Source organism: Duganella sp. Root336D2 (genome assembly GCF_001425005.1).
GTDB lineage: Bacteria > Pseudomonadota > Gammaproteobacteria > Burkholderiales > Burkholderiaceae_D > Rugamonas.
In genome coordinates, this window is record NZ_LMDB01000033.1 from 326673 (window position 1) to 338592 (window position 11920).

Below are 11920 nucleotides of genomic sequence, written 5' to 3' on the forward strand. Positions count from 1 at the left end.
TATTATATGGGAATCTTTACCACTCACTCGATTTCGCAGGCTGCTTTAATGTCTTTATTATCTAATTCACCATCCCCGGCCGCCGATCCGCGCCTTGCCGAGCTCACCGAATGGCTGCAAAGTACCGGCCTGGTGGACGTCGCTTCGGCGCGCCCGGCCTCCGAGGACGCCAGCTTCCGCCGCTATTTCCGCCTCGACGTGCTGCCAGCGCAGCGCGCCTTGCACGGCGCCACCCTGGTCGCCATGGACGCCCCGCCGCAGCGCGAAAACGTGCCGGCCTATGTCAAAGTCCAGGGTTTGCTGGAAGCTGCCGGCGTGTCGGTGCCGAAAATCGCCGCCGAAAACATCGCGCAGGGCTTCCTGCTGCTGTCCGACCTCGGCACCACCACCTACCTGCAGGCCCTTGACCATGATTCGGCCGCCACCCTGTACGCCGAAGCGCTGTCGGCCCTGGTCAGGATCCAGCAGGCGAGCCAGCCCGGCGTGCTGCCGGAATTCGACCGCGCCTTCATGCTGCGGGAACTGAATATCTTCCCCGAGTGGTACATCGGCAAGCACCTGGCCACCACCCTGGACGAAAAGCAGCAGCAGGAACTGGACAAGGTATTCGAGGCGATCCTGGCCAACTGCCTGGCCCAGCCCCAGGTCTTCATGCACCGCGACTACCACTCGCGCAACCTGATGTGGATGGACGAGGGCAACCCCGGCATCCTCGACTTCCAGGACGCGGTATGGGGCCCGGTCACCTACGACTGCGCCTCGCTGCTGCGCGACGCCTACGTGTCGTGGGACGAGGAACTGGTGCTGGACTGGCTGATCCGCTACTGGCAGCACGCGCGCAGCGCCGGCCTGCCGGTGAAAAAGGACTTCGACGATTTCTACAAGGACTTCGAATACATGGCCCTGCAGCGCCACCTGAAGATCCTCGGCATTTTCTGCCGCCTGAACTACCGCGACGGCAAACCGCACTACCTGGGCGACCTGCCGACCGTGATGGAGTACGTGCGCAAGACCGCCAACCGCTACCGCGACCTCAAGCCGCTGATCAAGCTGCTCGATACGCTGGAAGGCTCCGCGCCGCAAGTCGGCTACACCTTCTAAGGGGCGACGCATGAAAGCCATGATCCTCGCCGCCGGCCGCGGCGAACGCATGCGGCCCCTGACCGACACCTGCCCCAAGCCGCTGCTGAAGGTGCGCGGCCGCCCGCTGATCGTCTGGCACATCATGAACCTGGTGCGTGCCGGGATCACGGAGATTGTCATCAACCACGCCCACCTCGGCCACATGGTCGAGGAAGCGCTGGGCGACGGCGCGCAGTTCGGCGCCAGGATCCAGTATTCGCCGGAAGCGGAAGCGCTGGAAACGGCGGGCGGCGTTGCCAACGCGCTGCACCTGTTGGGGGATGAGCCCTTCCTGGTGCTGTCGGGCGACATCTACTGCCCGCACTTCGATTTTTCCGAAGCGCTGGACGTACTGAAGGACAATGACCACCGCGGCGACCCGTACCCCGCCCATGTGCGCGACATCGCCTGGATCTGGCTGACGCCCAATCCCTGGCACAATCCGGAAGGCGACTTCGCGCTGAAGCTGTACACCGTTTCCGGCCAGGGTACGCCGAAGTGGAACTTCGCCAATATCGGCGTGTACCACCCCGAAATGTTCGCCGGCATTAAACCGGGCCAGAAGGCAGGCCTGGGCAAGCTGCTGTTCGAATATGCCGACCAGGGCCGCATCGGCGGCGAGATCTACCAGGATGAATGGGTCAACGTCGGCACCGTGCGCCAACTGGAAGAACTCAACGCATGAAACCCTACTCCGACCGCCGTGCGCGCCTGCTGGCCCAGATGGAACCGGGCAGCGTGGCGGTCATCGGCACCGCGCCCGAAGTCACGCGCAATGCCGACACCGAATACCCCTACCGCCACGACAGCTCCTTTTATTACCTGACCGGCTTTAGCGAGCCGGAAGCGGTGCTGGTGCTGGCGGCGCCGCGCGGCAACGCTGCCGCGCAAGCGCTGCTGTTCTGCCGCGAGAAGCACCTGGAATCGGAAATCTGGGACGGCTACCGCTACGGCCCCGACGCTGCGCGCGATGCATTCGGCTTCGACTTGGCCTTCCCGGCCGGCGCACTGGACGAACATATGGTGCGCCTGCTGTCCAACGCCAGCGCGCTGTACGCCCCGCTGGCACGCGGCGGCGAAGAGCAGCAGCGGCGCTGGTTCGACGGCGTGCGCAGGTTTTCGCGCAGCGGCACCACTGCGCCGCCCGTGCTGCGCGACCTGCCGCCGCTGGTCGACGAAATGCGCCTGTTCAAGGACGAGCACGAAAGCGCCATCATGCTGCGCGCCGGCGAAATCTCCGCGGGCGCCCACGCCCGCGCCATGCGCTTCGCCGGCACCCGCGGCGCAGGCGTGTTCGAATACGAGCTGGAAGCCGAATTGCTGCACGAATTCCGCCGCCACGGCGCCCAGTTCCCGGCCTATACGCCGATCGTGGCCTCCGGACCCAACGCCTGCGTCCTGCATTACAACGCCAATAACCGCCGCACCCGGGATGGCGACCTGGTGCTGATCGATGCCGGTTGCGAGCTCGATGGCTATGCCTCCGACATCACCCGCACCTTCCCGGTCAACGGCCGCTTCAGTCCCGCCCAGCGCGAGCTGTATGAACTTGTGCTGGCTGCGCAGCAGGCTGCCTTCGACGCCATCGGGCCGGGCCGCAAATACCACGACGCCCACGACGCCGCAGTGCAGGTACTGGCGCAGGGCATGCTGGACTTCGGCCTGCTGCAAGGCACGCTGGACGAAGTGCTGGCCGAAAAGACATACACGCAGTTCTACATGCACGGCACCGGACACTGGATCGGCATGGACGTGCATGACGTCGGCCGGTACCGCGACGTGGCGCGCGAAGACAAGCCGTCGCGCCTGCTGCAAGCCGGCATGGCGATGACGGTGGAACCCGGCATCTACGTGCGGCCGGCCGAAGGCGTGCCGGAGAAATACTGGAATATCGGCATCCGCATCGAGGACGACGTGATCGTCCGGGACGGCGGCTTCCAACTGCTGACAGGCGGCGCACCCAGGACGGTGGCCGAGATTGAAGCCTTGATGAAATGATCGATTACGATATCGCCATTTGCGGCGCCGGCCCGGCCGGCATGGCGCTGGCGGCGCTGCTGGTGAACCGCGGCGCCGATGCCGCCCGCATCGTGCTGGTGGACGCCAAGCCGCTGGAACACGCCATGCAGGACCCGCGCACCCTGGCCTTGTCCTACGGCAGCCGCCAGATCCTAGAGCAGGTCGGCGCCTGGCCGATCCACGCCACCGCCATCCACGACATCCACGTCTCGCGGCGCGGGCAGTTCGGCCGCAGCATGATCACGCGCGACGAACACAGGCTGCCGGCGCTAGGCTACGTCACCCGCTACGGCGCCATCGTCGAAGCGCTGGGCGCCGTGTGCAACCGGCTCGGCATCGGCGCCCTGCGCCCGGTGCGCGTCAGCGGCAGCGACGAAGCGGCCGACAGCGTCGCCCTGCACCTCGAAAGCGAAGGCCAGGCTGCGCGCTTGCTGCGCGCAGCCGTAGTGGTGCAGGCCGAGGGCGGCCTGTTCGGCGAGCAGGTCGACAAGGCCGAAACGCGCGACTACCGGCAAACCGCCATCATCGCCCAGGTCAACACCAGCGCCCCGGTGGCGCACCGCGCCTATGAACGCTTCACCAATGAAGGCCCGCTGGCCCTGCTGCCACAGGACGACGGCTACTCCCTGGTCTGGTGCGCCCGCCCCGCCAGCGCGCAAGCGCTCCTCGCCTTGGACGATGCCGCCTTCCTCACCAAGCTGGGCGAAACCTTCGGCGAGCGCCTCGGCAAGTTCACGCACGCCACGCGCCGCCTGGCCTTCCCGCTCGGCCTGAACGCCGGCGTCACGGGCAGCGCGCGCAGCGTGGCCATCGGCAACGCCGCCCAGACCCTGCACCCGGTGGCCGGCCAGGGCCTGAACCTGGGCCTGCGCGACGCCGCCGAACTGGCGCGCGTACTGGCACGCGGCGCCACGCCGCAAGCACTGGAGCAGTTCGCCGCCCAGCGCCGCCAGGACCGCAAGCTGACCGTGCGCCTGACCGACACCATGGCGCGCATCTTCGCCAATGAATCGGCGCTGCAGCCGCTGCTCGGCCTCGGCCTGGCAGCCATCGACGTCGCCGCCCCGGCGCGCGCCGTGCTGGCCGAGCTGATGATGTACGGCCGCCGTTAAGCAGGCACCCTGAACATGCCCGCGCTGCGCCCCCTGCTCGCCGCCTTGTTGCTGGCCCACCTGCAGCAGGCGGCTGCGACTCCGCCGCCACGGCCGCCGCCGTGCCCGGATATCGGCGCCGATAGCGCTTCCGTTACCAGCCTGCTGCACGCCATGACCGACGCCGGCGACCAGCATGTCCGCGAATGCGCGGTATCAGCCCTGGCCGCGCGCGGCAAGCCTGCCATGAATGCCTGGGTTGCGCTGCTGGGCAGCGGGGCGCCGGACTTGCGTGCAACTGGATGGTGGCAGGTGTACCGGGAACAGGGTTCGGACGCCTACGGCGGCGGCAGCCGCACGCTGGCCCACCTCGGCTTTCCTTCGTCAGCCCTCGCCAGCCTGCTGCCCGCGCCGGCTGCCGGCGCGTCGCCGCCGTGCGGCCCCGGCCGAACTGGCTATGCCGCCGACGCCGCCGCCAGCGCGCTGCCGGCCCTGCAGGCGGCCCTGGCAGGCGGCGCTGAACTCCAGGCCCGGACGGCAGCCATATGCGTAGGCGAGATGGGTGACTACGCACAGGCGCTGGCACCGCAGCTGATGGACGGCGGGCACTGGGAAATACTGCCACAGGTAGGCATTGGCATGGCCGAGCAGTTCGAGCGCTATATCTATCAGGGCGCAGGCAAGGGCAACTCCGGGGTGCCCCGGGTCGACGCCGAAAAGGTTGAAGCGCTCGGCGCCTTGCCGCCTTCGCTGGTGCCGCGGCTGGTCGTCCTGGCAGACGAAGCGGGTCCGTTGGCGCAGTATGCGGCGGGGCCTGTGCCATTTTTCGAGCACGGCAGCTACCGCTGGATTGCCGCCGCCCTGGCCGGTACCGGCAGCCCCGAAGCCGCGGCGTTCCTGGTGCGCAGCAAAGCGTTTGGCTACGCGGCCCGAATGGGCAATGTCGCCCTGCCGCTGTTGCTGGCGCTGCAGCCGTCCAACCTGGACGAACAGGTGCAGTGGATCAAGGCACTGGACGCCATCGGCACGCCCGCTGCCCGTCAGGCGGCGGCGCAGCAACTGGAGCGCAGCATGCCCGCACTGGTGGCAGCCCTGCATGACAGCAGCTGGGACTCCAGCGAGATCATCGGCAGGCGCAGTGCCTTCTCCCCGCCAGCCATCAAGCGCTTTATCGACCTCGGCGTGCTGGCCCGTGGCGGCAGCCCGCGCGTGCTGCCCCTGCTGCAGCACGAAAACGAGGCGGTGCGCGCCAAGGCTGCGGCGGTGCTGGCACATATGCAGGCGCTGGAAGCAGAGCCGCAGGTCGTGGCACTGTATCGGGCCAGCCGCACTGCAGGGCGCCCGGCAGGCGCGCCAGGCATCGAGCGCGGCGACCTTACGCGGGCCTACGGATCCGCGCTGGAAGCGCTACACCGGGCGCCCGGCTTCATCGCCACCCTGCCAACGGAAAGGCTTGCGGCACTGGCGATGCAGCCCCCCGGTTACGCCGATCCCGCGCTGAGCTACATCGGCGATACGGTGCCGGAACTGGCCCGGCGCCGCGCCCTGCCGGAATTGCTGCAGCTGCTGCCAACAGCCCCCGACAGGGCTTTGGCCGCCTTGCTGGGCTTGGGCGAAGCCGCGCGTCCCGCCCTGCCACAGCTACTGCAACTCCTGGACGACAAGCGCTTCGCCTATATGCTGGGCGACCCGGGCGGCCGCTACTTCCTGGGGCGCTGGGGGCTGCAATCGGAAGCGGACACGCGCCTGCTGGCGCGCCATGTGCTGGAAACCGCCAGCCCCGGCGGCCGCTATTACGGCGCCGAAGTGCTGGCCCATGCCGGCAATATTCCGGCCGATTCGCAAGCAGCGCTGCGCCAGGCATTACAGCAGCCCGCGCTGTGGGAATATGGCGGCGGACCGCCCGCCACGCTGCGCTTTGTGCTCACCGGCAAGCGCCACGGCGATGGCCCGCTGCTGGCGCCGACAGTACTGGCCCAGGAGCTGGCGAAGCAAAAGCACTGCCTCCAGAATTCCCCCGCAATGCAGCCCGAAGCATGCACCAGCCTGCGCCAGCTCGATGACGCCGGTGTAGCGGCGGTCGCGCCGCTGCTGGCCCACGCGGATCCGGCTGTGCGCCAGGGCGCCAGCGACTATCTGGGCGACGTCGGCGCCCGCGCCCGGCCCGCGCTGCCCCATATGGCGAAGCAGTTAGGCGATCCGATGCCCCTGGTACGCCGCGTTGCGGCCGACAATATCGCTCGTGTGCATGGCTATCAGGCGCCACCGCCGGCATTGGCCGAATACCTGGCGGGCGCGCTGCAAGGCAAGGACCCGGAGGAAAAGCAGGCCGCCGTCATGCTGCTGTCGCGCTTTCGGCAACTGCCGGCGAAAAGCGACAAGGCCCTGCTCGAGGCGCTAAGCGACCCCACGCTCCAGCGCTGGCGCAGCACCCTGCTCGCCGCACTGGGCAGGACCGGCAGCCAGCGTGCCGCGGCCTGGCTGTGCGCGCGCCTGGAAGAAGCTGCCACCCAGGCCGAACGTGACGATATCGCAGCAGCGCTGGCCGGCGCCGGCCCGGCAGCCGGCGCTGTACTGCAGCAGTACAGCGGCAAAGCCAGCGATCCCGATTTGCTGGCGGCGTATGCGCAGGCCATGGCAACGCATGATGCGGCGAGGTCCGCCGCCCTGGTGGGGGCACTGCTGGCGCAACTGCAGGGCCAATTGGCCCTGCAGGACACGGAACAAGCGTCCCACGCAGCAGCCCGCCGCCGCGCCGCGCGCCGCCTCGGTGTCCTGATGCGTTTCAGCCGCAAGGCCGGTGACCTTGCCCAAAGCGCACTGGCGCAGCAAGACCGCCACGTCCGCGCACCGCTCATTTCCGCCCTGGCCCACAGCGGCGGGCCGGAAGCCGTGTCCATGCTGGAGCGCCTGGCGCAAGTCCACGAGGAAGACACGGGGGCAGTGAGGCAGGCCATCGACCAGATCAAATGGCGCCATCCCGATCCCGTGCAGCGCTGGCAGCGCTGCATTGAGGGGGACCGGGACCGATTGCGCGCCTTTGAGCGCTGCCGCGCCGGCCCGGCGGAAGGCTAGTCCAGTATGACGCATCCTGCCGCCATCGCCGCACGCCTTGCCCTGCTTGCTTCGCTGCTGCCGGCAACAGGCCAGGCGCGCGACAGGATGTCCTGGCTGATGCCCGACGTGCCGCCCGCCTCGATGCCGGTGGACGGCAAGCCCACCACCGGCATCGCCGACCAGATCGCGCTGTACATCGCGGCCCGCTGGCCCGACGCCGACCACCGCTTCATCTACGCCAACCCGAAGCGCACCTGGCTGATGATCGAGCGCGGCGAGCAAGCTTGCGTAGTGGCGGCCTTGCGCAATGCCGAAAGGGACAAGCTGGCCTACTTCGTCAACACCAACCTGGTGCCGCCGCTGCAGCTCGTGGTGCAGGAAAGGACCTTGCCGCACCTGCCGTTGAACGCGCATGGCGAAGCCGATTTGCAGAAATTGCTGACCGATCCCGTCTTGCGCGGCATCGTGGTGGAACGCCGCAGCTATGGTGCGGCAGTGGATGAATTGCTGGCGAAGCGCCCCGCCAATTCAAGGCTGGAGACCACCTCGGTGGGCGATTACGGACGCAATGTGCTGAAGCTGGTGGTGCATGGCCGCGCCGACTACACCCTCGACTACGACTACGCACTGCAATACGCCAGCAAATCGGAACCGGAGATCGGCCTGCTGAAAACCGTGCCGATCGCCCAAAACAACAAGCCCATGCTGGGCGGCATCGCCTGCCCGCGCAACGCCTGGGGCATGGCAACGGTGAAACGCATCGACCAGATCGTCGGCACACCCGAAGGCGCCGCCGCCATGATCAGAGCGCAGAACAGCTGGCACACCCAAGCCTCGCAGCAACGCTACGCCGCACAGATCAACGAATTCCAGCGCCAGCGCGCCAAACCCGCCCACTAAAGCAGAAGAGCCCGTGTCACACTTGGGGTGTGACCCCATGGTGTGACACGGGCTGGGCTGTGGTTATTCGACGGCTTTCACCATGTCTTCCAGGACCTTCTTGGCGTCGCCGAACACCATCATGGTCTTGTCCATGTAGAACAGCTCGTTGTCCAGGCCTGCATAGCCGGATGCCATCGAGCGTTTGTTGACGATGATGGTCTTGGCCTTGTAGGCCTCGAGAATCGGCATGCCGGCGATCGGGGATTTCGGATCCTTCGCCGCCGGGTTCACCACGTCGTTCGCACCCAGCACCAGTACCACGTCGGCCTGCGCGAATTCGCTGTTGATGTCTTCCATCTCGAACACCTGGTCGTACGGCACTTCGGCTTCCGCCAGCAGCACGTTCATATGGCCCGGCATGCGGCCTGCGACCGGGTGGATCGCGTATTTCACCGTCACGCCGTGGTGGCCCAGCTTTTCGACCAGTTCTTTCAGCGCGTGCTGGGCGCGCGCCACCGCCAGGCCGTAGCCGGGAACGATGATCACGGTTTCGGCATTCTGCATCAGGAACACGGCGTCGTCGGAGGAGCCGGATTTCACGTTGCGCTGCGCCTGCGCGCCGCCTGCCGTTGCCGCGGAAGTGTCGCCGCCGAAGCCGCCCAGGATCACGTTGAAGAACGAGCGGTTCATCGCCTTGCACATGATGTAGGACAGGATCGCCCCCGAAGAACCGACCAGCGAACCGGCGATGATCAGCATCGAGTTATTGAGCGAGAAGCCAATGCCCGCCGCTGCCCAGCCGGAGTACGAGTTCAGCATCGACACCACCACCGGCATGTCGGCGCCGCCGATCGGGATGATGATCAGCACGCCCAGCACGAAGGCAATCGCCGTCATGATGAGGAACGGGGTCCAGGCCGGCTCGCTGCCGCCGCTGAACACGAACACCAGGCCCAGGCCGACCATGACCAGCGCCAGCACCAGGTTCAGCATGTGCTGGCCGCTGAACACTACCGGCGCGCCCTGGAACAGGCGGAACTTGTACTTGCCCGCCAGCTTGCCGAAGGCGATCACCGAACCGCTGAAAGTGATGGCGCCGACAAAGGTGCCGATGAACAGCTCGATGCGGTTGCCGACCGGCAGCGCCTGGCCGCGCGCGGCGATGCCGAAGGCGTGCGGCTCGGCCACCGCCGCAATGGCGATGCAGACCGCCGCCATGCCGATCAGCGAGTGCATGGCTGCCACCAGCTCCGGCATCTTGGTCATCTCGACGCGCTTGGCGAGGAAGGCGCCAATGCCGCCGCCAACCACCACGCCCAGTGCAACCAGGCCGAGGCCCAGGCCGCCGGAGCCGGAACGCGCCTGCACGTCCATGCCGAGGGCGCGTGCCGCCGCAGCCACCGCTTCCGCACCTTCCGATGCGGCGGCGATATCCGCTTTAAGGCGCAGGATCAGCGCGATGGTGGTCGCGGCGGCAATCGCCATGCCGGCCATGCCGAAGGCATTGCCCTTGCGTGCCGTTGCCGGCGACGATAACCCTTTCAGCGCCTGGATGAAGCAGACAGACGCGATCAGGTACATCATCGTGACAAGGTTCATGGTGATGAAGCTCATGCCTTGGCCTCCTTCTCGGCGGCCGAAGCCGCAGCACCTGCCGCAGGCGCCTTTTTCTCCTTCTTCTTGAACATCTCCAGCATGCGCTGGGTGACCAGGAAGCCACCGAAGACATTGACCGCGGCCAGCGCTACGGCGACCGTGCCCATGATTTGTCCAACCAGGCCTTCGGTCAGCGCGGCCGCCAGCATGGCGCCCACGATGATGATGGCCGATACGGCATTGGTTACCGCCATCAGCGGCGTATGCAGCGCCGGCGTGACGGTCCAGACCACGTGGTAGCCCACATACACGGCCAGCACAAAGATGATCAGGTTGATGATGGTGTGACTGACTTCCATTCCCGCCTCCTATTTCCGCAACTGCTCGCCGCCGTGGCAGACCAGCGTTGCTTTGATGATTTCATCCTCGCGGTCGATGACCAGCTTGTCTTCTTTATCGAACACCAGCTTGAGGAAGTCGAGCACGTTGCGCGCATACAGGGCGGAGGCATCCGCCGCCACGTGACAGGCCAGGTTCGGCTCGCCGACGATATGCACGCCATGCTTGATGACCGTTTTGCCCAGTTCGGACAAGGGGCAATTGCCGCCCTGCTCCACCGCCAGGTCGACGATGACGGAGCCGGGCTTCATGGCCTTCACGGTTTCTTCGGAGATCAGCACCGGCGCCGGGCGGCCCGGTATCAGTGCCGTGGTGATGATGATGTCGGCCTGCCTGGCGCGTTCATGCACCAGCTCCGCCTGGCGTTTCATCCATTCAGGCGGCATCGGGCGCGCATAGCCGCCGGCGCCTTTGGCGATTTCGCGCTCTTCGTCGGTCAGGTAGGGCACGTCGATGAATTTTGCGCCGAGCGATTCCACCTGCTCTTTCACGGGTGGACGCACGTCGGACGCTTCGATCACCGCGCCCAGGCGCTTGGCGGTCGCAATGGCTTGCAGCCCGGCCACGCCGACGCCCATGATCAGCACACGGGCAGCTTTCACGGTACCCGCTGCGGTCATCAGCATGGGCATGAAACGCTGGTAGGTATTCGCGCCAACCATCACGGCCTTGTAGCCCGCGATATTGGCCTGGGAGGACAGTACGTCCATCGACTGCGCGCGCGTGATACGCGGCACAGCTTCCAATGCAAACGCGGACAGGCCGGAAGCCGCCATGGCCGCAATGTTTTCCCCGTCAAAAGGATTCAGCATGCCGACCAGCACCGCGCCCGATTGCATCAGGCCGCGCTCCCCGGCGGTCGGGGCGCGTACCTTCAGTACCATTTCCGCGCCCAGCGCCTCTGCGGCGGTGCCGATGGTGGCACCGGCAGCTGCATATGCTTCATCCGTCACCGAGGCAGAAATGCCGGCTCCCGCCTGCACGATCACCTGGTGTTTGACTGCTAGTTTCTTGACCGTCTCGGGCGTTGCCGCCACCCTGGTCTCCCCCGGCCTTGACTCGGCCGGTACGCCAATCTTCATAATGCCTCCAATAGTGGGAAAAACTGACTAAAATCTAACATGAAATGTTCTACGGCCAACATTACCTGTGCCGAATTGTTGCAATGCACAAGCATTTAACACCCGGGCAACAACGAAGAGGCAAGATCAGGCTACAATGTCGGGTCTTCTGAGGATGGACTAACATGCCGCGTACCTGGAAACCGAATGTCACAGTCGCCGCCGTCATAGAGCGCGACGGGAAGTTTCTTCTGATTGAGGAAGAAACCAGTGACGGCATTCGCCTGAACCAGCCGGCCGGCCACCTCGATCCGCTGGAATCGCTGGAACAGGCCGTAGTCCGCGAAACCCTGGAAGAAACCGCCTACGATTTCACCCCGACCGCCCTGGTGGGCATGTATATGTCGCGCTACCGCTCGGCACGTACCAGGCAGCTGGTGACATTCCTGCGCTTCGCTTTCTGCGGCGAAGTTGGCGCATACTATCCGGATCGGCCGCTGGATGATGGCATCCTGCGTACGCACTGGATGACGCGCGATGAAATCGCGGCCTGCCGTGAACGCCACCGCAGCCCGCTGCTGCTCACCTGCGTGGACGAATATTTGGCGGGCAAGCGTGCCCCGCTGGAAATCCTGCACACCCACGTATCGGTATTCGAGGAAGTCTGAGGACTTCCTCTAAGTTTGGACGATT

General features: G+C 66.2%; 10 protein-coding genes. 7 read left to right on the forward strand and 3 right to left on the reverse strand.

What is annotated here, in order from left to right; translation table 11 throughout:
* Nucleotides 1–48: 48 nt before the first annotated feature.
* Genes ASD07_RS19810 through ASD07_RS19835 form a run of 6 tightly spaced genes read left to right on the forward strand, consistent with a single transcriptional unit; the run spans nucleotide 49 to nucleotide 8189 of the window.
* Nucleotides 49–1101, forward strand: coding sequence for an aminoglycoside phosphotransferase family protein (locus ASD07_RS19810; protein ID WP_055934210.1), 1053 nt, complete (start codon nucleotides 49–51; stop codon nucleotides 1099–1101).
* Between the two features lie 10 nt (nucleotides 1102–1111).
* On the forward strand, nucleotides 1112–1807 hold the full coding sequence (gene murU / locus ASD07_RS19815) for an N-acetylmuramate alpha-1-phosphate uridylyltransferase MurU (RefSeq protein ID WP_055934212.1): 696 nt from the start codon (nucleotides 1112–1114) through the stop codon (nucleotides 1805–1807).
* Nucleotides 1804–3120, forward strand: coding sequence for a Xaa-Pro aminopeptidase (gene pepP, locus ASD07_RS19820; RefSeq protein WP_055934213.1), 1317 nt, complete (start codon nucleotides 1804–1806; stop codon nucleotides 3118–3120). Before murU ends, pepP begins: the two co-directional genes overlap by 4 nt.
* Nucleotides 3117–4253 carry a UbiH/UbiF/VisC/COQ6 family ubiquinone biosynthesis hydroxylase gene (locus tag ASD07_RS19825; protein WP_055934215.1) on the forward strand — a complete coding sequence of 379 codons (1137 nt, stop codon included), beginning with the start codon at nucleotides 3117–3119 and terminating at the stop codon, nucleotides 4251–4253. The genes pepP and ASD07_RS19825 overlap by 4 nt, the downstream gene beginning before the upstream one ends.
* Nucleotides 4254–4268: 15 nt before the next feature.
* A complete protein-coding gene (locus ASD07_RS19830; protein ID WP_055934217.1) occupies nucleotides 4269–7307 on the forward strand; it encodes a hypothetical protein in 3039 nt (1012 codons plus the stop codon).
* Nucleotides 7308–7313: 6 nt separating this feature from the next.
* Nucleotides 7314–8189, forward strand: coding sequence for a TIGR02285 family protein (locus tag ASD07_RS19835; protein WP_055934218.1), 876 nt, complete (start codon nucleotides 7314–7316; stop codon nucleotides 8187–8189).
* A gap of 63 nt (nucleotides 8190–8252) precedes the next feature.
* Here ASD07_RS19835 and ASD07_RS19840 read toward each other — a convergent pair whose 3' ends face one another.
* From ASD07_RS19840 to ASD07_RS19850, 3 genes are read right to left on the reverse strand one after another with little or no spacing between them, the layout of a single operon-like run.
* Nucleotides 8253–9785 carry an NAD(P)(+) transhydrogenase (Re/Si-specific) subunit beta gene (locus tag ASD07_RS19840; RefSeq protein WP_055934220.1) on the reverse strand — a complete coding sequence of 511 codons (1533 nt, stop codon included), beginning with the start codon at nucleotides 9783–9785 and terminating at the stop codon, nucleotides 8253–8255.
* Nucleotides 9782–10126: a proton-translocating transhydrogenase family protein gene (locus tag ASD07_RS19845; protein WP_055934222.1), complete on the reverse strand. Its 345-nt coding sequence runs from the start codon at nucleotides 10124–10126 to the stop codon at nucleotides 9782–9784. The genes ASD07_RS19840 and ASD07_RS19845 overlap by 4 nt, the downstream gene beginning before the upstream one ends.
* Nucleotides 10127–10135: 9 nt before the next feature.
* Complete coding sequence (locus ASD07_RS19850; protein WP_055934224.1) at nucleotides 10136–11248, reverse strand: Re/Si-specific NAD(P)(+) transhydrogenase subunit alpha; 1113 nt, start codon at nucleotides 11246–11248, stop codon at nucleotides 10136–10138.
* A 164-nt stretch (nucleotides 11249–11412) separates the two neighbouring features.
* Between ASD07_RS19850 and ASD07_RS19855 the strand changes: the two genes are divergently transcribed.
* A complete protein-coding gene (locus ASD07_RS19855) occupies nucleotides 11413–11895 on the forward strand; it encodes an NUDIX hydrolase (RefSeq protein WP_055934226.1) in 483 nt (160 codons plus the stop codon).
* Nucleotides 11896–11920 lie beyond the last annotated feature (25 nt).